This window comes from Luteibacter sp. (genome assembly GCF_009912395.1).
Taxonomy (GTDB): Bacteria; Pseudomonadota; Gammaproteobacteria; order Xanthomonadales; family Rhodanobacteraceae; genus Luteibacter.
In genome coordinates, this window is sequence record NZ_WNDO01000004.1 from 172,127 (window position 1) to 193,807 (window position 21,681).

The following is a 21,681-nucleotide window of genomic DNA, read 5'->3' on the forward strand; positions in this document are numbered from 1 at the left end:
GGCGCTTGCCGGGTGTCGAAAGGGGTGTCGGCGTGACGCTCCCGATCACCGTCCTGCTCGCCGACGAGCATGAGGCCGTCCGCGACAGCCTCGCGACCCTGCTCTCGTCGACCCCTGGCTTCCAGGTGGTCGGCGCCACCGACGACGGCCTCGAGGCTGTCCGCATGGCGATGGCCACCCGGCCCTCCCTGATGGTTTTCGACAGCTCGATGCGGGGCTTGAGCGGTTTGCATGCCGCTCGCCGGATCGCGGGGCTGTGTCCGGAGACCCGGCTGCTCTGCCTGACCGCCCAGGAAGAGGCGAGCAGCATCCGTTCGGTGTTCGACGCCGGCGCCCATGGCTTCGCCCGCAAGCGCGATGGCTACGAGGTGCTGATGGAGGCCATCGAGGCAGTGATGCGCACCGGTTACTACGTCAGCGCGGAGGTCGCGGCCTTCCTGCTGCATGGCAAGCGCTGGCAGCGGCTGGCTCCGATCGCGGGCCGCCATGCGCCGGACCTGCTGCCGGACCTCGACGCGCTGCGGATGGCGCCGCCCCCCGTCGTGAGCCGCTACCCGCGGCCGATGCCGCGGCCCGGCCTGCGCGAGCCCTGCGCCTTCGACGCCTGATTCCCTTTTTTTCGTTCCACCGTCACGTCTTACCGGAGAGACCCATGGCCGATTTCCAGCGCTTCCTGCCAACCCTGCTTCGCTTCGAGGGTGGCTATTTCAATGACATCACCGGCCCGGGGATCATGTACAAGGGCATCACCCTGGCCACCTTCCAGCATTGCGCCGAGCGCCTGCTGGGCATCGAGCCGACCCTGCACGCCCTGCTGGCCCTGACCGACGAGCAGGCCGGCACCATCTACAAGGCGCTCCACTGGGATGTGGTGGGCGGCGACCACATGACCTTCCAGCCCGTGGCGAACATCGTCTCGGACTTCCACGTGAGTTCGGGCGAGGCGGCCACCCGCCTGCTGCAACGGGTGCTCAATGCCCTGGGGTCATCGCTGAACGTGGACGGCCGGGTGGGGCCGGTCACGCTGGCCGCCCTGCATGGGGCCGACCAGTACGCGGTGTATACCCGCTACAAGCACGCCCGCGGCGAGTACTACCGGGAGCTGGTGAGGTCGCGGCCCGTGCTGGCGCGCTACCTCCACGGTTGGCTGGAGCGGGTGGCGGCCTTCCCGGACTTTCCCGCGGTCGAGCGAGCGCGGGAGCACTGACCATGATCGAGTGTGCCCTGGACACCTTATTATATACGTTGCGCGATGCCGTGGAAAAGGCGGCGGACGAAGGCAGCGTCCGCGTGGACCTGCCGGGCGGCACGTCGCCGGCCGAACCGTTGACCATGCCGCTGTCCACCTTCCGCGACCACCGTCAACCGGATATGACGCTGCTCTCGCTGGAGTTCGATTGTTTCCTGCGCATGCGCCGCCTGCGTGGCCAGGCGCTGCCGGAACTGATCCTCAACCTGGGCAAGCCGCGCTGGCGCTGGTTCACCCGCAGCCGCCCGCACCGCATGCGCATTTCCTACCGCGCCGTCGATGGCTGGCGCCCCCGGGTCGAGCTCGATGGCCGACCGTTGCCCCTGAACTATGCCGGAGAGGAGTGAACCCATGGAACGTCACGTGCAGATCAAGCGAATCCGGATACCGGTCGAATGGCAGGCGATTGTCCTGGCGGATGTGGGCGGCAGGCGGTTAGCGTCCCGATGGCCACATGCCAGGATGGCGGCACTGGGACTGATGCTGGTGGCGACCGGAGCGTGCCTGCTTCCGGGGTTCTGATCCGGTGATGCAAGCACGCCTGGCGGGGCTAGGCGTGTCCGCCACCAATCAACTGCCCGTGAACGTCGTATCGCATGCCGTCGACGCCAAGATACTGCGGACTGAAGGCATGGCGGATGGAGCGCATCGGAATCAGCGCAAGCAGGGCGACCCAGGCAGATGCGCCTGCCATGCGGTATGACCACAGGCGGGGCGTCAGCTTCTGCGTCCAGATGAGCCAGGACGAGATAGCCAGGGCAAGGAGGATCTCGGTCGGAATCAACGAGGGATCGCGTGTGTCCAACGATGTCGCGCTCAGGAAGAGCGCCGAGATCATGCCGCTCACCGCGGTGCCATGCCAGCCGTACCGAACGCTCAGCACGACAACGGGGAAGACGAGCGCCGTACGGAAGTACGTCAGACCCTGCCATTCGACGAGATAGTTCGCGGCAAGGACCATGGCCAGCGCGATGGGTAACTGGAACACGAGCACGTCGCGAAAGAGGGAGCCTCTCATCAATGCGCTCCAGGTCAGTGGGACCTTCTGGCTAAGGAGCCGCTCGCGAATGGCCAATACGCATGGAGTGATGGCCAGTGCACCGAGGTAGGCACCGAGCACCCATTCGAAGATGACCCTTCCCGTGAGGAGCATGTTGGGCGAACCGTCCTGCATCGATAGCGCGGACATGGCGATGCTGCCTCTTAGTGTCAACGCCAGGGCGAAGAGCAGCGAGGCGACGAGCAGGGCTGACGTATTGATCTGCCCATCTCGGCGGAAGAGGGGCATGCGTTGCTGCATGAGGACGATCAGCGGCATGCAGAAGATCATGTGGGGGATGAGTACGGCCGTTTCCCATTCGATGCCGTAGAGCGCGGCCTTCGGCAACGTGGTGGTGGCGATATCGATCAGCTCGCCGATGGCGAGGGCCGCCCAGAATCGCCGGGGAACCAGCAGCAGGCAGGTCAGGCGAAGACCGGTGGTGAGGATCCAGTAGTTCGTACCGAACGAAGAAAGGATCTCATAGGTGCCCGCATAGGCAGCCATGACCGCCACATGATGCCACCATGGCGTTAGCAGCGTTTTGTCCAGGGATGTGTCGGTCACATGAGGTTCCTGCAATCGTACAGTCTGGGTATTCAGCCAGCGGCGCTTGCGATCATTCGGCCATCGGCGCCATACAGTGTGCCATCCAGCCCCCTGTAGCGGGGGCTGAGCGCGTATCGGATCGATTGCACGGGCACGAGCGACATGAGGCTGGCCCACGCCGACGTGGGAATCGATCCGGGCGGTAGTGACTTGGGGGTGCCTCTTTGCGCCAACAGAAGCCAGAAGGAAATGGTAAGTGCCAACGTGGCCTGGGTCGGAAACAGGGAAGGGTCCCGGTGATCCAGTGCCGTCGCGGTAAGGAAGAACGATGCGACCATGCCGCCGACCGCTGCGCCATGCCAGCCATGGCGAAGGCCGAGCATGACGACGGGAACGATCATCAAGGCACGGAACCAGGCCAGGTTCGTTCCTCCGATCAGGAAAGTGGCCGCCAGGAACAGGCCGGCAACGATGGGTAATTCGAACATCAGTACATCGCGGAAAAGCGAACGCTTCATGAGTTCATGCCACGATAAAGGTTGGGTCCGTCGTAGCAATCGCTCCCGGACCGCCAGAACGAAAGGTGTGATCGTGAGGGAGCCCAGGTACGATCCAAAAGTCATTTGACCTGTGCTGTTCCAGCTCACCCCCCTGAACGATGAACCATCCTGCATCACGACGGCAAGGAAGGTCAGGTCCGTTCTGAGCGCGCTCAATAGCGCGCACAAGGATGTCGCGATGAGAAGCGGAACGGGTCTGATATACCCATACTGATCGAAGACGGAAACATGGTTCTGCATGAAAAAGACCAAGGGAATGCAGTACAGCATCGGGGGGATGAGCACGGCCGTCAGCCACGTCGTTCCAAAGGCGGACACACAGGGGATCGTTATGACGGCGATCGACAGGATTTCGCCTACGATGATGGCGCCCCAGAAGCGTCTGGAGACAAGCAGAAGGCAGCTCAGTCGCAATCCGGCCGTGAGTACCGAGGTCCTGTAGGACATTCCGCTGAGGATCTGATCAGTCATCACGTAGGCGGCCATGACACAAAGGTGCTGCCACCATGGCGTCAGCAGGGTGCGGTCCACGTGTTGATCGATCAAGGGTACGACTCCGTGTGGTTTGGGTTGTGCATTGATCGCGACCAGAGGATGGGTCTGAGGGGCGCCTTGAGCCTTACGGAAATGGCCATTGCCATGAGGGTTTCCATCGGAATCAATAAAGGATCGTTCTCGTCCAGCGAACGGGTACTCCGAGCGAGTAATTGCCGATTTTGAGCATTGATGTGACGCCCCGACTCAATGTTCAGGGCCGCCCGTACCACTGCGTTTGCCGAAGTGGAGTTCGTGCTGGAATGCCTCGTTGACATCGCAATAGCGCTTCTTCGCCTGCGTCTCCCGCGCCTGCTTGAAGTACAGCGCCGGATAGCCGACTAGGCCGTCTTCATTCTTCGTCAGGTTGTACCAGGTGAAGTGGACGAGCGCCGCGTCGGCATAGCTTTCTCCTGCATCGCGTTGCGCGATGACCAGGGTTTCCGTTTTCCCATCGGCGGATCGAAGAAGGCGGAAATCGTGCAGCGTGCAGTCGGCGCCTCCGCTGACGCCGATAGTCAGCTTCTCGTCGTCGCCTCCCTTCGGTGAGTTGCTGAATACCGGTACGAGGTTCCAGGTCGATTTGCCCTCGCTCGATTCGCGCACATAGAAGCTGATGACGTCGAAGCCATGAGCGTTGAAATTTTCGCGCCACGCACGCATCGCCATGGCGGGTTGGCCTGCCAGGGTAATGTCGTTAGGACCGTTGTTCACGGGTATCACGCGGGGTGCTCCCACGCTGTCGGCCTGGGCGGCGCAGGTGACGAACAGGGCGGCAGCTAGCCAGGGGGCAAGGCGCATCGAATCGATTCCTTCGAGAAGATGCGCCAGTCTAACGCCGCTACCAGCGCAGAACTCTCGGCCCGATCACGGCGCCGACCAACGCTGGAATCAGCATGCCGGTCAGGTACCAGACCGACCAGAAGGGCGGGGCCATTTCGGGGCAGTGCAGGCAGTACGCCACGGTCGCTGTCGCACCCGCGAACAGGCCGATGGTGGCGCCGGTCGTGCGGGGGCGGGTGGGGGCCATGCCGCGTACCGCGTACAGCATCGCGACGAAAGCCGGCGTGGAAAGCGTGGCGATGAGGATCGCGCAAACCTTCCATGTATGTCCCAGTACCAGCGGGATGCGTTCGTCCGCGAGGGTGCCGGCGAGGATCGTCGCGGCCGCGAGCCACGCCAAGAAGATGGGCAAGGCGATGGCGGACCAGCGGGGTCCCACGCGCAGGCCAGGGCGGGCGAGTCGGCTGAGGGCCCACAGGGCGCCTGCCGCGATGCTCGCCGCGTAGCCCATGCGCCACCAGAACATCGGCAGGCGGATGGCCTCGGCGATATCGGGACGCAGACCGAGTAATACCGCCATGAGCAGCAGGGCGCCACCGAGTCCGGCCACCACGGCCAGCGCGTAACGGCGCGTCGGCTGGCGTCGATCGATGGCCGGCGCTTCACTGGCGAGCAGGGAGATCAGATCGTCGGTCTTCATGTCGAGCCTCGCAGGCTGGCGGCCAGGGCCTTCAGGCCTCGGTGCACGCCCACCTTCACCGCCGATTCGGACATGCCGCTGCGTTGCGCCGCCTCGGCCACGGACAGGCCCTGCAACTTCACCATCTCGATCGGCAGGCGATGGCGATCGGGAAGGGTTTCAAGCAGGCGGCCGACATCGCGCCGCGCGTTGGCGGGTTCGGTATCCGGGGCCACGAAGATGTTGGCATCCTCTTCGAGCGGATCGTGCAGGGCCTCGCGGCGGGCGTGGGCGCGGAAGAAGTCCATGAGCTTGTAACGGGCGATGGCGTGGACCCAGGCCGTAAGCGGCTGGTCCTCGCGGTAGGTGTGGCGTGCATTGTGAACGGCCAGCAGGGTTTCCTGAAGGATGTCCTCCACGTCGTCCTGCGCACGCGGCAGGCGACGACGCAGGTAGGCGCGTAGAAAGCCCGTCAGGCCGTCGAGGAAACGTCGATACTCGGACGCGTCGCCGCGCAGGCCGGCGACGAAGCGCCCGCGCAGTTCGATTTCGGCGGCGGAGGGACCGGAGGTATCCATGGGGGTCATCATGCGTGTTTCCGTACCGTGCTGGGTAGCCACGCCGTCGTGTATAGCGAGTGGACTTTCACCATCGCAACAGCCTCGGTCCCAGCAGGGCCCCCGCCGCCGTGGAGAGGAGCATGCCCAGAACGTACCAGGTGGCCCAGAATGGCGCGGCCATCTCAGTGCAGTAAAGCGTATAAACGAGCACGGCCTGTGCGCCGGCCAGTACACCCGCGCCTGTGCCAGCCAGGACAAGCCTTGTAGGCGCGAGCCCCCGAACCGCCCAGAACGTGGCGCTGAACGTGGGCACCGAAAGCGCAAGAATGTTGAAACAGCACACGCGCCAGGTGTGTCCCAGAAGCAATGGCATGCGTAATTCCGCAGGGGCCGATTGCAGCACCCAGCCTGCGGCGATCCACACGGCGACCATGGGCAGCGCCACCAGCACCCATGCCTGTCGCGTCCGAGCGCCGGGGCGTCCGAGCCGCGCGGCCAATAGCAGGGCGGCTGTCGCCACCGACGCGGGGAACAGGGCCTTCAGCCAGAAGACCGGGTTGTCCAGGACGGCCGGCAGGTCGTCGCGCATGCCGCCGAACGCCAGCAGCATTGTCAGGGCCATGCCGACACCGATCGCGGTCGATCCTGCGAGCCGTCGTGCGACCGCATGGCGGTCGACCGGGCGCAGGTCGGTGACGAGGGCGTCGATGAGTTCTTGGGTATGCATATACCGCTGTTCGTTTGCGCGTGCCGCTCGGTTACACCGATTTCGTCGATCCGAGCTGTAACCGCTAGGCAGTTGCCGGCGAATGGGTAAGGGAACCCGGACATGTCGTCCGGCCAACCCAGGAGATTCCCCATGAACCGTCACGCCGCTTCGCTCGCCCTCGCCGTTGCCGCCCTCGTCGCCGGCGCCGCCCATGCCGACGAGGCCAAGCAGCCCGCCGTCGAGAAGTGCTGGGGCGTCGCCAAGGCCGGTCAGAACGACTGCGCCGCCGGCCCGGGCACCACCTGCGCCGGCACCGCCAAGGCCGATTACCAGAAGAACGCATGGAAGAACGTGCCGACCGGCACCTGCACCTCGATCCAGACCCCGAAGGGTCACGGTTCGCTGACCAAGGGCTGATGCCATGACCTCGCTCACCGCCGGCATCGGCTTCAAGCCGCAGCACATCGACGAGGCGCTGGCCTGCGCCGAGGCCGGCGTGTGGCTCGAGGTGCATCCCGAAAACTACATGGTGGATGGTGGCCCGCGCCTGGCGATGCTGGATGCGCTGGCGGAACGACATCCGCTGTCGCTGCATGGCGTGTCGTTGTCGTTGGGCTCCATCGAGCCGCCGGATACGAATCACCTTGCACGCCTGCGTCGCCTCGTGGATCGCGTGGACCCCGCGCTCGTCTCCGAGCACCTGGCCTGGTCGTCGTGGGAGGGACGCTACCTTCCCGATCTGCTGCCGTTCCCACGCAGCAGCGAGGCATTGTGTCGCGTGGTGGACAACGTCCAGCGCACGCAGGATGCGCTGGGTCGGCGCATCGCGGTGGAAAACCCCTCGCACTACGTCTACGTGGAAGGCCACGAGTGGGGCGAGACCGATTTCCTCGGCGAGCTGGCGCATCGCAGCGGATGCGGCCTGCTGCTCGACATCAATAACGTGCATGTAAGCGCACATAACCTTCGTTACGACGCGGGTGAATACCTGGACCGATTCCCGCTGCACGAGGTAATGGAAATCCACCTCGCCGGCCACACGGTGGACGACACGGTACGTGGCGGCCTGCTCGTTGATTCGCACGATACGGCGATTGGCGAAACGGTATGGGCCTTGTATGAACGAGTCATCGCGCGTGCCGGTCAACGGCCCACCCTGATCGAACGCGATGGCGACGTACCCTCGTTTGCCACGCTCATGGACGAGCGGCGTCGCGCGCACCATCGCCTCGCCGGCGACGCGGTGGCGGCATGAGCGATCTGGCCTGCTATCAGCGTCGTTTCCTGCATGCGCTGCGCGATACGGAAAGCACGTTTTCGTCCGCGCGACAGCCCGCCTTCGATGTGTATCGCAATACGACCTTGCGTGGCTGCATCGACGCACTGGAAGCGAATTATCCGGCCGTAGCGTGTCTTGTCGGTCGCGACTGGTTTCGCGCCGCGGCGGCTGCGTATATCGAGGTCTCACCGCCGACCGATGTGCGCATGCTCTTCTACGGCGACGGCTTCGCCAGCTTTCTCGACGACGCGCCGCAGGCGGCCGAGCTGCCTTACCTGGGCGATGTCGCCCGGCTGGACCGTCTGTGGACGGAAAGCCAGCACGCTGCCGACGATACACCGCTGCCAGCGGCGGCATGGGCGATGCTCGGCGCGGACGAACTGGCCACGATGCGCGTGCGTCCGCATGCATCGCTTCGCCTGTTTCGTGCACCGCGTCCTGCCGTCACCATCTGGCGTGCCAGTCGCGACGGGCGGCCGGTCGGCGACGATCTTCCGTGGCGTGCCGAGTGCGCGATCGTCATCCGTCCGCACATGAACGTGACGGTCCTCGATGTCGACCCGGCCGCCTTGAGCCTCATCCAGATGTGCGCCTCCGGGCATTCGCTCGGCGACGCCATCGTTCACACCCTCGACCTTTATCCCGATGTCGCCATCGACCGCATCCTCGGCGGTTGCCAGCTGGCCGGCGTCTTCGCCCTTTCGCCAGGAGAACCCTCCCCATGAACCGTCACGATGTTGTTGCGACGCAGCAGTCCTTTTCCCTTCGCGACCGCTGGAACGCGCTCGCCGATCGCATCGGTGGGTGGATCGGCCACGACCTGCTCGCGATCGTGGCGCGGCTTTCCATCGCCGCGATCTTCTTCCAGTCCGGCCGCACCAAGGTGGAGGGCTTCCTCACCATTACCGAGGGCACCTACGAGCTGTTTCGCAGCGAATACAAGGTGCCGCTGCTTCCGCCGGAGATCGCCGCCCACCTGTCGGCTGGTGTGGAGACCTTCGTGCCGGTCCTGCTCGTGATGGGGCTCTTCACGCGGGCGTCAGCGCTCGTATTGCTGGGTATGACTACCGTGATCGAGCTTTTCGTCTATCCGGACGCCTGGCCTACCCACTTGTCCTGGGCGGCCATCCTGCTGTATCTCATCGCGCGGGGAGGGGGCCGGTTGTCGCTCGATCACATCTTCCGCATCCGTTGATGCAATTCGTCCGTATACGTGTGTAACCAGAACCGCAGCGGGCACGAATATCATCGTGCCACTTCGGCACAACCCAACCCGGAGAAAGACCCATGCAAACCTCGACCAGCAGCATCGCCGCCGCCGCCGCCATCTTCGCCGTCTCGGCCGTCGCCATCTCCGCGCCCGTGCAGGCGGCGGAAAAGGGCGGTGACGCCGTGCATTGCTACGGCATCAACAGCTGTAAGGGCACCTCGGACTGCAAGACCGCCAACAATGCCTGCAAGGGTCAGAACAGCTGCAAGGGCCAGGGCTTCAAGGCCGTGTCCATGAAGGAATGCAAGGCCGCCGGCGGCAGCACCACCGCGCCGGCCAAGTGATCCGCCGGCCCGGCCGTCGCGAGGCGGCCGGGCCACCGGAGTACGTCATGAACGCATCCTCCCTGCCAGGTTTCCACGGGTTCGGCCTGGGCCTGCGCATACCGCACTACAGCGATTTCCTCGACCATCGCCAGCCGGTCGATTTCGTCGAGGTCATATCCGAAAACTTCATGGTCGAGGGCGGCCGCCCGCTGGACGTACTCGCCCGCATCCGTGAACGCCACCCGGTGGCCTTGCACGGCGTCTCCATGAACATCGGCGGCGAAACGCTGGATCGCGACTACCTGCGCCGCCTTCGCGCGCTGGCCGATCGCATCGACCCGCTATGGGTGTCCGACCACCTGTGCTGGACAGGCATCGCCGGATTCAATTCGCACGACCTGCTGCCCCTGCCGTATACCGAGGAAGCGCTCGGCCTCGTTGCGGAGAACATCCTGTTGGCCCAGGACATCCTGGGACGTTCGCTCGTGCTGGAAAATCCGTCCACCTACCTCGCGTTTCCGGGGCAAGGCATGAGCGAGGCGGCCTTCATCGCCGAGCTGTGCGCCCGTACGGACTGCCATCTCCTGCTCGATGTGAATAACATCTACGTCAGCGCCACCAATCATGGATTCGATCCACAGGACTGGCTCGATCGCCTGCCGCTGGATCGCGTCCGCCAGATCCATCTCGCCGGACACAGCCAGGGACGCGACATGTTGGTCGATACGCACGACGCGCCGGTGCCCGACGCGGTATGGGATCTGTATGCGCGATTCATCGCGCGACTGGGCGATGTCGCGGTAATGATCGAACGCGACGACCATATTCCGCCCCTTGCCGACCTGCTGTCTGAAGTGTCGAAGGCGCGCGACATCGCCGACGCGTCGCGGCGCCAGGTGGCATGAACCTTCGCGACTGGCAGAAAGCCTTCGTGGCTGCGCTCGCTGCGGGCCTCGTGCCCGCCGATACGGATCCACGCGGCATGGCCGTTTACGCGAACAACTACCGCACGCAATTGATCGCCGGCCTCGGCGAGACCTACGCGAAGACGCGATTGTGGCTGGGTGACTCCGCCTTCGATGCGGCGGCCGGTCGCTACATCGATGCGCATCCTCCGTCGTCGTGGACGCTCGATGCCTACGGCGAGACCTTCGTCCAGCAACTCGAGACCGAGTATTCCCTCGATCCGGAGATCGCCGAGCTGGCATGGCTCGACTGGCACCTGCGCCGTGCGTTTTCCGGCCCGGATGCCCCGTCGCTGGACGTGCGCGACCTCGTCGCCGACGATTGGGACCGGGTCGAATTCGATTTCGTGCCGACGCTGCGCTTCCGTCGTGTACGCAGCAACGCGGTGGCGATCTGGCGGGCGATCGCCGACGAGGTTCCGCCGCCGGCCGCCGTGTTCGTGGAGGAAGGGCTCGGGGCACGCGTGTGGCGACAGGGGCTGTCGCCCCGGTTCGCCAGCATGACGGCCGACGAGACCGCCTGCCTGGACCTCGCCCTCGCGGGGGCCAGTTTCGGTGAGATCTGCACGTATCTCGGCCGTACCTGGGAAGGCGAACAAGCCGCCCGCATCGCCGGCGGTTGCCTCGGCGCCTGGACGGCCGAAGGCATGATCCAGGGCCTCAGGGGCTAGGCCTCTCCCACCGATTTTTGCGATCTTTTTACAGTCGCGGAAAGCGACTCGAAAGACGGCAGATATACGTTGACTCCGCCGCATCGCAGCAAGACAATGCGCACACCCGGGGACCTCCCGTTTCCGGGTTTTCCGTCCAACCAGACAAAGGCATATGGACACCTACCCTAGTCGCCACGTCGACAGCCGCTCGCTTCGGTTGCCGACGCAGCATCACAACCCGATTGCCTGCGGCGACCGCCAGCGGTCGGCCGGAGCCTTCCTCGACTAGGGAAGACCGGCCCACCTCTCACGGCAGCCACAGGCGCCGTAACGAGGAGATGGGCCATGAAGCTCGTTAACGCTGTACTCCGCCTGCTCGCCGCAGGCCGTTTCGCCACGGACCGCCCGGTCCGTCCGCGCACCTGGAACATCACCGTGCCCGCGTCGCATGACGCCGCGCAGGTGTCCCCGCTTCTTATCGACATGCATTGGGAGACCGATCCCGGCTGCGGCCGGCCGGTCGCTCGCTGGCATGGTCACGCCGCGTCGCATCTCGCGGCCTGACCGGCCCCGTCCCATGAAGGAGAACGAGGACCTTGGACCCAGACCCTAGCCCTGACCCCAGCCTGCCACCGTACTGAACGCCGCTTCCCCGGACGCGGCGGACGGTGACGATTCCACCGCGGACGGGCACCCATGGATTCGACCATGGGCCACTCCCTTCCGCATGCCCCCACGGCGCTCGCCTCAGGTGACGCGCCGTGGGTGCGTTTTGCCCGAACAAGGGAATTCCATGTCGCTCCGCCTCTCCATTCCGCTTCGCCATACGCTGCTCGCGACCGCCGTCGTCCTTGGGCTCGCGGCCTGTTCGCACGGCGCGGCCGTGCAGGACGCCACCCCTGATGTCGTGAACGACCATGGCGTCCGCCATGTGCCCGAGCATTCGCCCTTGCGCGAGCGACTGAAGGTGCAGCCGGTGGAAGTACGCGACATCGACCATCCGCTCTCCACGCCCGCCATGGTCGAGGCCGATCCGGCGCATACACTCAACATCCTGCCGCCGGCGACCGGCCGCGTGCTCGAACTGAAGGTGGCGCTCGGCGACCGCGTCACGCGCGGACAGGTACTGGCGGTGATCGCCTCCGGTGACTATGCGCAAGCGGCAGCGGACGAGGCTCGCGCGCACGACGCACTGGACCTCGCCGCCAAGGCGATGGAACGCGCCAAGGGCGTGAACGAAGCGGGCGGCGCAGCGCAGAAAGACCTCGAAGCCACACAGAGTGCCTATGCGCAGGCCCAGGCCGAATACCAGCGTGCCGCGAACCGCCTCGCCGCGCTCGGCAAGGTGTCGGGTAGCGGCAGCTCACGTGGCGTCGCGGTGGTGTCGCCCGTGGACGGCAGCGTGACGGCCCTGTCCGCGGCCACCGGTGGCTTCGTGAACGACCCGAACGCCTCGCTGATGACCATCACCGACCTGGGCCACGTCTGGGTTACCGCCAACCTCGCGGAGAACGACGTGCGCGAAGTGACGCGTGGCCAGCGCGCGGACATCGTGTTGCCCGCGTGGCCGGGACGTACCTTCCAGGGTGTCGTGCAGTCGGTCAGCGACGTGCTCGACCCGGATTCGCGCCGCGTGAAGGCACGCATCGCGGTGCCCAATGACCAGGGCGAACTCAAGGCCAACATGTATGCCACGGCCACCTTCGAGGTGCCGCGCGAGAAGGCCGTGCTGGTGCCGCAGTCGGCGTTGCTGATGAACAACGACGACGTCACCGTGCTGGTGGAGACCGCGCCGTGGACCTTCACCCGCCGCGCGGTGGTGCTCGGTGGCGATGAAGGCGACGACGCGCGGATCGTGAAAGGCCTCGCCCCGGGAGACCGCGTGGTGACGGCGGGCGGAGTGCTCATCAATGATTGATCGTTTCATCGCCTGGTGCCTGCACCGCCGGGCCATCGTGTTTGGCGTGTCGCTGCTGGTGCTCGTCTACGGCTACTACGCCTGGACGCAGCTGGCGGTGGAGGCCTATCCCGAACTCAGCGACGTCACCGCGCAGGTCACCACGCAGGTGCCCGGCCTGGCCGCCGAGGAAATCGAACAGCAGATCACGACGCCGCTGGAGCGTGCGCTGGCGGGCACGCCGGGTGCCGTCTCCATGCGCTCCAGCAGCACGTTCGGCCTCTCGCTCATCACCCTGACCTTCCGCGAGGGCGCCGAAGACTACTGGTCGCGCCAACGTGTCACCGAACGCCTTGCCGGCGTGACCCTGCCGCCGGGCATCACGCCCACGCTGGACCCGGTGTCGGGACCGGCGGGCGAGATCTACCGCTACACGCTCGAATCGGACACGAAGAACCTGATGCAGCTGTCCGAGATCCAGCGCTGGAAGGTCATCCCTGCGCTCCAGCAGGTGCCGGGTGTCGCCAACGTCGACAACTTCGGCGGCTTCACCAAGGAGTTCCAGCTGGAGGTGGACCCGGAGAAGCTGTTGCAGTTCGGCGTGGGCATGAACGATGTCGTCAACGCGCTCAGCGCCAACAACACCAATGCCGGTGGCGGGCGTGTGACGCGCGGCGAACAGTCGTACGTGATCCAAGGCGAAGGCCTGATGCGCTCGCTGAAGGACATGGGCGACGTGGTGGTCACCCAGCACAACGGCGACCCGGTGCGCGTGCGCGACCTGGGCAAGTTGCAATACGGTCACCAGATCCGCGAAGGCATCCTCGGTAAGGACAACAATCCGGATGCCATCGAAGGCATCGTCGACCTGCTGCTGCATGAAAACCCCTCGCAGGTGCTGAAAGGCATCCATGCCCGCGTCGACGAGCTGAACAAGGAACTGGCCCCGCAGGGTGTACGCGTTGTGCCATTCCTCGACCGTGACGAATTGGTCCAGGCCACGGTGGAAAAGGTCTCGCACACGGTCATCGAAGGCGTCGGCCTGGTCTGCATCGTGCTGATCCTGTTCCTGGGCAGCCCGCGCAGCGCGATGGTGGCGGCGGTGACGATCCCGTTCGCGCTGGTCACCGCCTTCATCGTGATGCATTTCACGAAGATGCCGGCGAACCTCTTCTCGTTGGGTGCGATCGACTTCGGCGTGATCGTGGATGGTGCCATCGTCGTGACCGAGGCCATCCTGCGCAAGCGCGAATCGCGCCCGGAAGGCTGGCTGCACGAGACCGACGTGCTCGCCGCCACGAAGCAGGTGGCTCGCCCCATTTTCTTCGCGACGCTGATCATCATCACGGCCTATGCGCCGCTGCTGGCCTTCGAACGCGCGGAAGGCAAGCTGTTCTCGCCGATGGCCCACACCGTGGGTTACGCACTGATCGGCGCGTTGATCTGCGCCATCGCCATCGTGCCCGCGCTGGCCTGGCTGGCGCTGCGCAAGCCGCGGAAGATCTTCCACAACAAGCCGTTGGAACGTCTGCAGCTGGGCTATCGGCGTTCGCTGGAACGTCTGCTCGGACGGCCGCGTATCGCCTATGCCATCGCCATCGCGGCGCTGATCGCCGTGCTGACGTTGGGTGCTTCGATCGGACGCGAATTTCTTCCCGACCTCGACGAGGGTTCGCTCTGGGTGCAGGTCCAGTTGCCCAGCGGCCTGTCGCTGGAAAAGGCCAGCGAGATGGCCAGCGAGTATCGCCACGCCGTGCGCGAGTTCCCCGAGGTGAGTTACGTGGTCACCCAGCTGGGGCGCAACGATACGGGTAGCGATCCGTGGACGCCCTCGCACATCGAATCGGGTGTGGGTTTGAAGCCTTACGACCAGTGGCCGTCCGGCGAGACCAAGGCCGAGTTCATCCGTCGTCTCAATAAGCGGCTCCAGGCCATCCCCGGTATCAGCGTGGGTATCAGCCAGCCGATCATCGACGGCGAGAACGACATGGTGGGTGGTGCGCACAGCCCGCTGGTGCTGCGCATCTACGGCGACGACTTCAAGGAACTGCGCCGCATCGGCAGCGAAATCGTCGACGTGCTCCACGAAACGCCGGGCACGGCGGATGCATCGCTGTTTCAGGAGCCGCCGATTCCGCAGCTCACCATCAGCGTCGATCGCGACGCCGCCGCGCGTTATGGCATCAACGTGTCGGACATCAATACGCTGATCCAGACGGGCGTCGGTGGCGCCGCGATTACCCAGGCGTATGTGGAAGACCGCGTCTACAACGTTACCGCCCGCGTGCCGCATACCATCGCGGCCGATCCGGATGCGCTTGGTCGCCTCGTGCTGACCGCGCCGTCCGGTGCGCGCGTGCCGCTGGCGATGGTCACGCGGATCACGATGCAGACGGGCGAGAGCACGATCGCGCACGAACAGGGCCACCGGCAGATCACGGTGCGTATCGATAATCGCGACCGTGCCCTGTCGGAGTATCTCGCGGACGCACAGTCACGTATCGCGTCGAAAGTGCACTTCGATACGTCGAAGTACCGCCTGCAGTGGGCGGGTCAGTTCGAGAACCAGCAGCGTGCGCAGTCGCGCCTGGTACTGGTGATGGGTCTGGTGCTGGCCGTGATGGCGGTGTTCCTCTTCGCCGAGTTCGGCAACCTGCGCCAGGCCGTGCTCGTGCTCGCGGTGGTGCCGCTGGCGGCGCTCGGTGGCCTGATCTCGTTGCATGTGAAGGGCGAGACACTGAATATCGCAACGGCCGTCGGCTTTATCGCGTTGTTTGGCGTGGCCGTGCAGAACGGCATCATCATGGTGGCGAACTTCAACCGCATGCGACGCGAAGGCCACGACGTGCGGGAATCGGTGCTGACGGGTGCGAGCGAACGTTTCCGCCCGGTACTGATGACGGCCACCGTCGCCAGCGTCGGCATGTTGCCCGCCGCGCTGGCGACGGGCATCGGTACGGACGTGCAGCGCGGTCTTGCCACGGTGGTCGTCGGCGGTCTCATCGTCGCGACCTTGCTGACGCTGTTTATCCTTCCCACCTTCTACGATGCGATGGAACGCTTCGTCGAGCGTCGCCGTCGCCGTCACACGTGGCCGCATCAGGAGATCTGACCATGCGCCATCTTCTCCTTCCGTTGCTGGTGGCGACCCTTGGGGGTTGTGCGGTCGGTCCCGATTTCCATCGGCCCGATGCACCGAAAAGCACCACGTATGATGCGAACCCGCAGAAGCCGCCGCATGGCCGGGATGCGCAGCGCGTCGTCGAAGGCATGGACATCCCAGGGCAGTGGTGGACGCTGTTCCACGACAAGCAGCTCGACACCCTGGTCAACGATGCGTTGACCCGCAACAGCGACATCGACGCCGCCCACGCCGCGCTGAGGCAGGCATGGGAGAATGTGCGGGCGCAGCGCGGGGCGTACTTCCCCACGGTGAATGGCAGCGTGAACGGCACGCGCCAGGACACCGCGGCGGAAGTAGCCAGCGGTGCCGCGTCCAACGCGAGCCTGTACAACCTGACCACGGCGCAGCTCAGCGTGTCGTACTCGCCGGACCTCTGGGGCGGCACGCGTCGCCAGGTCGAATCCGGCGTGGCGCAGGCCGAAGGTCAGCGCTTCCAGTTGGAGGCGACCTATCTCACGCTGACCAACCCGTGGTCAATGCGGCGATTGGCGAGGCCTCGTTGCGCGAACAGATCGATGTCACCCAACGTATCGTCGACGCGCAGCAGCACATCCTCGATACCCTCAAGCGGCAGCGTGCGCTCGGCGATGTGTCCGAAGGCGACGTGGCGACCCAGGTCGCCGCGCTGGAGCAGAGCAGGGCGACGCTGCCGCCGCTCGAAAAGCAACTGGCGCAGCAACGTGATCTGCTGGCAGTGCTGACGGGCCGCCGGCCCGACGAGCACATCCCGGCCACGTTCACGCTGGCCTCGCTGCACCTGCCGAAGGAACTGCCGCTGAGCCTGCCGGGACGCCTCGTGGAACAGCGTCCCGATGTGCGCGCGGCGGAGGAGGCCATGCACGCTGCCAGTGCCAACGTCGGCGTGGCGCTCGCGGCGCGCTTGCCCAACATCCAGATCACCGCGACAGCCGGCAGCACGGCGGAGAAGGCGAGTTCGTTGTTCGATACGGGGACGGGCTTCTGGAGCCTCGGCGCAGGACTGACCCAACCCCTGTTCGAGGGCGGCACCCTGAAGCACAAGCAGCGCGCGGCGGAAGCGGCCTACGACCAGGCGGCGGCACAGTATCGCGGTGTGGTGCTGGCGGCGTTGCAGTCCGTGGCGGACGCGCTGCACGCGATCCGCGCGGACACGGAGGCGCTTGCGGCGACCGAACGTGCGGAACGGGCGGCGGCACATAGCCTGTCCATCCTCCAGCAGCAGTTGAGCCTCGGCGACGCGAGCCAGTCCCAGGTGCTCGCCAGCGAACTGCTCTGGCGGCAGTCCCTGCTGTCGCTGGCGCAGGCGAGGGCCACGCGCCTGTCCGACACCACGGCGTTGTTCCAGGCGCTGGGCGGTGGCTGGTGGAATCGCCATGACGACAGCGACCCGTCGCCGCCGCACGGGTAAACTGGCGGGATGATCGACGACGTCCACCTCACCCACGGCCTGGCCGGTGACGAGCTCGAACCGGACTGGCCGCCCCTGGTCGGTCCGGAGGTGGGCGTCGTGCTGGAGCACTACCCGCAGCTGGGTGGCATGCTCGGACTGGCTTGGCGCAGTCCGCGTCCCTTGTCCGCCGCGGCGCTGGTCGATACGCGGAAGGGTCGGGTCTTCGTCAAGCGTCATCATCGAAGCGTCCGCACGCCCGCACAGCTCGAAGAAGAACATCGTTTCGCCATCCACCTGCGTGAAGCCGGCTTACCCGTGCCTCGCATTCTGCCGGACACGGACGGGAACACCGTCGTGCGGCAGGGTCAGTGGGTCTATGAAGTGCATACGCCGGCACGCGGCAAGGACATTTATCGCGATGCGTTTTCCTGGTCGCCTATCGGCGGCGTGAAGCATGCGCAGGCGGCGGGTGCGATGCTCGCCCGCCTGCACGACGCGGCTAGCACGTATGTCGCGCCGCAGCGCTCCACCGATATCCTGGTCGCCCGTGCGGAAATCCTCTCCGACCCTGATCCGGTCGCGGCGATCGCCTCGCAGCTGTTGCATCGACCCGCTCTGGATGCCTATCTCTCGCGGCAGGACTGGAAGGTCCAGGTCGCCGACGCCATCGCGCCCTGGCATGCGCAGGCATGGGAAGGCATCACGCAACAGGCGCCGTTGTGGACGCATGGCGACTGGCACGTGTCCAACCTGTGCTGGAGCGGCGAGGAGGATGACGCGGGGATCACCGACGTCCTCGACTTCGGTCTTTCGGCGCGCACCTTCGCCCTGTTCGATCTCGCCACCGCCATCGAGCGCAATGCCATCGCCTGGCTGGAAGTGGCGCGCGGCGACATCGCACGTGCGGACCTGGCCCTGGCCTTGATTCAGGGATACCGCTCGGTCCGTACCTTGACGGCCGACGATATGGCCTTGCTGGCCGATGTGCTGCCGCTGGTCCACATCGATTTCGCCCTCTCCGAGGTGGAGTATTTCGAGGGCATCACGCGGCGTCCGGACCACGCGGACGTGGCCTATCACACCTTCCTGCGCGGCCACGCGGCCTGGTTTGCGGGCCCGTATGGCCGGGCCTTCCTGGACGCCCTGCGCCACGCCGCCTGACGATTCGTGGTTCAATAGGCGTTCTGAAGCGGGGGTGCCCGGCGTTGCCGGGCTGAGAGAGTCCCTTGGAACCTGATCCGGTTAGCACCGGCGTAGGGAGCTTGCAGGACCACGATCGCTGTTGTGGCGGGTGGTCCGCCGTCGCTTCGTCCGTAGCCACGAAGACGACGATGACTTTCTCCCGCACCCCGCTTTTCCTCGCCCTGATCGCCGCCGCGCCGTTCGCGTGGGCCGCCGACGATGCCACGCCGCAGGCGCGCACCCTGCCCACGATCGACGTGCACGCGACGGCCACCAACGGCTACCGTGCCGCGGACTCGCAGCTGGACACCTTTGGCAGCTTCGGTAGCGCCCCCCTGCACGACACGCCGGCCGCGATCACGGTGATCACCCGTGCGCAGATCGACGATCGCCAGCCGCGCTCGCTCAGCGAGCTGGTCCGTGGCGACGCGGCGATCAACGACAACTACGCGCCGGTCGGTTACTACCAAGACGTATCGATTCGTGGCTTTCCGCTCGATCTCGCCACCGGGTTCCGCTTCAACGGCATGCTCATGACGGGCGAGCAGCGCCTGGCGCTGGAAGGCAAGGAGCGCGTAGAAGTGCTCAAGGGCCTTGGCGGCCTTGAAGCCGGCGTGGTGGAGCCGGGTGGCCTGGTCAACTACGTGAGCAAGCGCGCGGCGGACGTCCATACGGTGACGGTCGGCACCGATTCGCACGGCTCGTCGTACGAGGCGCTGGACCTTGGCACGTGGTTCTCGCCGACCTTCGGCATGCGCGTGAACGCGGCGAACGAGCAGACCCATTCATGGATCGAGCATGCCAATGGGCGGCGAAGCTTCGTCTCCGTGGCGGCCGACTGGAAGATCAGCGACCGCGCGACGCTGCTGCTCGATACCGATTACCAGACCAGCGGCCAGCGTTCGGCGTCCGGTTACCAGCTGCTGGGCGGCACCACGATTCCCGAGCATCCCAGCCGTACGCGCCTGCTCGGCTATCAGCCCTGGCAGCGTCCGGTGGGCATCCATTCCAGCAACACGTCGCTGCGCTTCAACTATCGCTTCAGCGACAACTGGAATGGCCAGCTGTCGGCAGGGCATAGCCGCACGGCCATCGACGACAATGTCGCCTTCGCCTATGGCTGCGCCTATGCGGCGGCCTGCGCCAACGGATCGCCGGGTTACTTCTTTGCACCCAATGGCGACTACGACGTCTACGATTTCCGTAGCCCCGACGATACGCGCGTGAACGACGAAGTACGCGCCGTGCTGACCGGCAGCTTCGCCACCGGAAGCATCGACCACGAACTCAATGTTGGCGCATCGAGCTTCCGTCGCACCATGGACCAGCGTCCGTATGTGTACGACTACGTCGGCACGGCCAACATCGACGACCGCGAGCCGCCGGTGTTCGCACCGTCACCGAACGAGCCCGGTCCGTCCGCGCGCCGCCTCACCAGTTGGCAGCGCACGCTGTTCGCCATCGATCGCATTCATTTGGGCGAATCGTGGCAGGTGCTGGCGGGCACGCGTTTCGTGCGGCTGGATGAGCGGGCCTACGACAGCAGTGGCGCATTGCAGCGGAACACGCGCCTGAGCAAGGCGCTGCCGCAGGCGGCCGTACTCTGGCAGCCGACCACGCCGCTGACGACGTACGTGAGCTACAGCGAAGGTCTGTCCCTGGGTCGTTCGGCGCCGTACTGGACGAGCAACGGCGGCGATACGCTGGCACCGCTGCATTCGCGGCAGATCGAGGCGGGCGCGAAGTACGCCTTCGGCGATGCGCTGGATCTTCAGGCCGCGGTGTATCGGATCCGCCAGCCTTACCAGTTCGCTCGTCCCGACGATTCCGTGTCCGGCTTCACCTTCGTGCAGATGGGCGAGGAAGTGCATACGGGCGTCGAGTTGAACCTCGCCGGTCGTGTCACCGACAACCTGCGCCTGACCGCGAGCGCCAACGCGATTCGCGCTCATGCGGAAAACACGGGTATCGCCGCCTACGAAGGCCATCAGGTGATCAACGTGCCGCGCTGGCGCACCGCCGTCTACGCGGACTACAGCCTGCCGTTCGCGCCGGGTCTCGCGGTGCTGGGCGGGTGGCGCTACGTGGGCACCAACGTGGCGACGCCGGACGGCAAGACGCGCGTGCCGGCCTACCACGTGTTCGACGCGGGCCTGCGCTACACGACCGCGCTGGATGGTCACGCGCTAACGCTGCGTCTGAACGTCGACAACGTGTTCAACCATTTCTACTGGCGCGATACCGGCAGCTCCGGCGGCGACCGCTACCTGTTCCCGGGCATGCCGCGTCTTGCGCGCCTGTCGGTGACGTATGACCTTTGAGCTGTCCGCGTTCGAGGTGTTCTCCGCGCTGGTGAGCGCGGCGGGCGTGTGGCTGACGGCGCGACGCAGTCCGTGGTCGTGGCCGGTCGGCCTCGTTTCCGTGATCGCCTATGCGTGGGTGTTCATCGACGCGAAGCTCTACTCGGACACCTTGCTGCAGGTCGTGTTCGCCGTGCTCATCCTGTACGGCTGGCAGCGATGGATGCGTCACCTGGACGCATCCGGCCACGTGCGCGTCACGGCGCTGGACCGGCGTAGCGCGGGCATACACCTTGCGATCGGTGCCGCTGCCGCATTGGCGCTGGGTTATGCGATGCATCGCTGGACTGACGCGTCGCTCCCTTGGCTGGACGCGGCACTCACTGCCTTCAGCCTGGTCGCGCAATGGTGGCAGGCGCGTCGGCACGCGGCGGCATGGTGGTTGTGGATCGTCGTTGACGTGATCTACGTGGGCGAGTACGTCTATAAGGATCTTCCGGTCACCGCCGTACTCTACGCGGGCTTTGTGATTCTCGCCTCGATGGGACTGCGTGCGTGGCGTCGCGATCTGCACGCCCACGCGACGGCCTGAGACGCGTTTTCGCACGACTTCACCGCCTGGAGTAGCATGCAGCGATCTCCCCGTGAGCCAGC

Annotated in this window: 23 protein-coding genes, 1 pseudogene and 1 riboswitch; of the genes and pseudogenes, 18 read left to right on the plus strand and 6 right to left on the minus strand. The window is 65.6% G+C overall.

Going from position 1 to position 21,681, the window contains the following annotated elements:
* Window positions 1-32 precede the first annotated feature (32 nt).
* The 3 genes from GAK28_RS06275 to GAK28_RS06285 are packed head-to-tail and all read left to right on the plus strand — an operon-like array spanning window position 33 to window position 1,596.
* A complete protein-coding gene (locus GAK28_RS06275; protein WP_291776283.1) occupies window positions 33-608 on the plus strand; it encodes a response regulator transcription factor in 576 nt (191 codons plus the stop codon).
* Between the two features lie 44 nt (window positions 609-652).
* Window positions 653-1,207: a putative peptidoglycan-binding domain-containing protein gene (locus GAK28_RS06280; protein ID WP_291776284.1), complete on the plus strand. Its 555-nt coding sequence runs from the start codon at window positions 653-655 to the stop codon at window positions 1,205-1,207.
* Between the two features lie 2 nt (window positions 1,208-1,209).
* On the plus strand, window positions 1,210-1,596 hold the full coding sequence (locus GAK28_RS06285) for a hypothetical protein (protein WP_291776286.1): 387 nt from the start codon (window positions 1,210-1,212) through the stop codon (window positions 1,594-1,596).
* Between the two features lie 203 nt (window positions 1,597-1,799).
* Here the strand turns inward: GAK28_RS06285 and GAK28_RS06290 are convergent, their stop codons facing one another.
* From GAK28_RS06290 to GAK28_RS06315, 6 genes are all read right to left on the minus strand, one after another.
* Window positions 1,800-2,855, minus strand: a complete 1,056-nt coding sequence (locus tag GAK28_RS06290; protein WP_291776288.1) for an MASE1 domain-containing protein — start codon at window positions 2,853-2,855, stop codon at window positions 1,800-1,802.
* A 32-nt stretch (window positions 2,856-2,887) separates the two neighbouring features.
* Entirely contained in the window at window positions 2,888-3,943 is a 1,056-nt protein-coding gene (locus GAK28_RS06295; RefSeq protein ID WP_291776289.1) for an MASE1 domain-containing protein, read from the minus strand.
* A 195-nt stretch (window positions 3,944-4,138) separates the two neighbouring features.
* Window positions 4,139-4,732 carry a hypothetical protein gene (locus GAK28_RS06300; RefSeq protein WP_291776291.1) on the minus strand — a complete coding sequence of 198 codons (594 nt, stop codon included), beginning with the start codon at window positions 4,730-4,732 and terminating at the stop codon, window positions 4,139-4,141.
* Between the two features lie 40 nt (window positions 4,733-4,772).
* A complete protein-coding gene (locus GAK28_RS06305) occupies window positions 4,773-5,414 on the minus strand; it encodes a DUF1109 domain-containing protein (protein ID WP_291776293.1) in 642 nt (213 codons plus the stop codon).
* Window positions 5,411-5,983, minus strand: a complete 573-nt coding sequence (locus GAK28_RS06310) for a sigma-70 family RNA polymerase sigma factor (RefSeq protein WP_291776295.1) — start codon at window positions 5,981-5,983, stop codon at window positions 5,411-5,413. Before GAK28_RS06310 ends, GAK28_RS06305 begins: the two co-directional genes overlap by 4 nt.
* Before the next feature lie 55 nt (window positions 5,984-6,038).
* Complete coding sequence (locus tag GAK28_RS06315) at window positions 6,039-6,680, minus strand: DUF1109 domain-containing protein (RefSeq protein ID WP_291776297.1); 642 nt, start codon at window positions 6,678-6,680, stop codon at window positions 6,039-6,041.
* Window positions 6,681-6,812: 132 nt separating this feature from the next.
* On the opposite strand from GAK28_RS06315, the gene GAK28_RS06320 reads away from it, so the two are divergent.
* From GAK28_RS06320 to pnuC, 15 genes and pseudogenes are all read left to right on the plus strand, one after another.
* On the plus strand, window positions 6,813-7,079 hold the full coding sequence (locus tag GAK28_RS06320; RefSeq protein WP_291776299.1) for a DUF2282 domain-containing protein: 267 nt from the start codon (window positions 6,813-6,815) through the stop codon (window positions 7,077-7,079).
* Between the two features lie 4 nt (window positions 7,080-7,083).
* The gene (locus GAK28_RS06325; RefSeq protein WP_291776301.1) at window positions 7,084-7,917 is read left to right on the plus strand and encodes a DUF692 domain-containing protein; all 834 of its coding nucleotides are present in this window, start codon (window positions 7,084-7,086) and stop codon (window positions 7,915-7,917) included.
* Window positions 7,914-8,666, plus strand: coding sequence for a DNA-binding domain-containing protein (locus GAK28_RS06330; RefSeq protein WP_291776303.1), 753 nt, complete (start codon window positions 7,914-7,916; stop codon window positions 8,664-8,666). The genes GAK28_RS06325 and GAK28_RS06330 overlap by 4 nt, the downstream gene beginning before the upstream one ends.
* Window positions 8,663-9,136, plus strand: coding sequence for a DoxX family protein (locus GAK28_RS06335; RefSeq protein WP_291776304.1), 474 nt, complete (start codon window positions 8,663-8,665; stop codon window positions 9,134-9,136). Before GAK28_RS06330 ends, GAK28_RS06335 begins: the two co-directional genes overlap by 4 nt.
* A 92-nt stretch (window positions 9,137-9,228) precedes the next feature.
* Window positions 9,229-9,495, plus strand: coding sequence for a hypothetical protein (locus GAK28_RS06340; RefSeq protein ID WP_291776306.1), 267 nt, complete (start codon window positions 9,229-9,231; stop codon window positions 9,493-9,495).
* Between the two features lie 47 nt (window positions 9,496-9,542).
* Window positions 9,543-10,382 carry a DUF692 domain-containing protein gene (locus tag GAK28_RS06345; RefSeq protein WP_291776308.1) on the plus strand — a complete coding sequence of 280 codons (840 nt, stop codon included), beginning with the start codon at window positions 9,543-9,545 and terminating at the stop codon, window positions 10,380-10,382.
* Window positions 10,379-11,113 (plus strand): DNA-binding domain-containing protein, encoded by a 735-nt coding sequence (locus tag GAK28_RS06350; RefSeq protein ID WP_291776310.1) that lies wholly within the window; start codon window positions 10,379-10,381, stop codon window positions 11,111-11,113. The genes GAK28_RS06345 and GAK28_RS06350 overlap by 4 nt, the downstream gene beginning before the upstream one ends.
* 327 nt (window positions 11,114-11,440) lie before the next feature.
* Window positions 11,441-11,659 (plus strand): hypothetical protein, encoded by a 219-nt coding sequence (locus GAK28_RS06355; protein ID WP_291776312.1) that lies wholly within the window; start codon window positions 11,441-11,443, stop codon window positions 11,657-11,659.
* 229 nt (window positions 11,660-11,888) lie between these two features.
* On the plus strand, window positions 11,889-13,013 hold the full coding sequence (locus GAK28_RS06360) for an efflux RND transporter periplasmic adaptor subunit (protein WP_291776313.1): 1,125 nt from the start codon (window positions 11,889-11,891) through the stop codon (window positions 13,011-13,013).
* The gene (locus GAK28_RS06365; protein WP_291776315.1) at window positions 13,006-16,104 is read left to right on the plus strand and encodes a CusA/CzcA family heavy metal efflux RND transporter; all 3,099 of its coding nucleotides are present in this window, start codon (window positions 13,006-13,008) and stop codon (window positions 16,102-16,104) included. The genes GAK28_RS06360 and GAK28_RS06365 overlap by 8 nt, the downstream gene beginning before the upstream one ends.
* A 158-nt stretch (window positions 16,105-16,262) precedes the next feature.
* A pseudogene (locus GAK28_RS06370) lies at window positions 16,263-16,580 on the plus strand (TolC family protein); the annotation flags it as partial.
* Between the two features lie 95 nt (window positions 16,581-16,675).
* Window positions 16,676-17,563, plus strand: coding sequence for an efflux transporter outer membrane subunit (locus GAK28_RS06375; RefSeq protein ID WP_291776317.1), 888 nt, complete (start codon window positions 16,676-16,678; stop codon window positions 17,561-17,563).
* A 9-nt stretch (window positions 17,564-17,572) separates the two neighbouring features.
* Window positions 17,573-18,706 carry a phosphotransferase gene (locus GAK28_RS06380; RefSeq protein ID WP_291776319.1) on the plus strand — a complete coding sequence of 378 codons (1,134 nt, stop codon included), beginning with the start codon at window positions 17,573-17,575 and terminating at the stop codon, window positions 18,704-18,706.
* Between the two features lie 20 nt (window positions 18,707-18,726).
* A riboswitch (TPP riboswitch) is annotated at window positions 18,727-18,822 on the plus strand.
* Window positions 18,823-18,876: 54 nt separating this feature from the next.
* Window positions 18,877-21,048: a TonB-dependent siderophore receptor gene (locus tag GAK28_RS06385; protein ID WP_291776321.1), complete on the plus strand. Its 2,172-nt coding sequence runs from the start codon at window positions 18,877-18,879 to the stop codon at window positions 21,046-21,048.
* A 1-nt stretch (window position 21,049) separates the two neighbouring features.
* On the plus strand, window positions 21,050-21,619 hold the full coding sequence (pnuC, locus tag GAK28_RS06390; protein WP_291776400.1) for a nicotinamide riboside transporter PnuC: 570 nt from the start codon (window positions 21,050-21,052) through the stop codon (window positions 21,617-21,619).
* Window positions 21,620-21,681 lie beyond the last annotated feature (62 nt).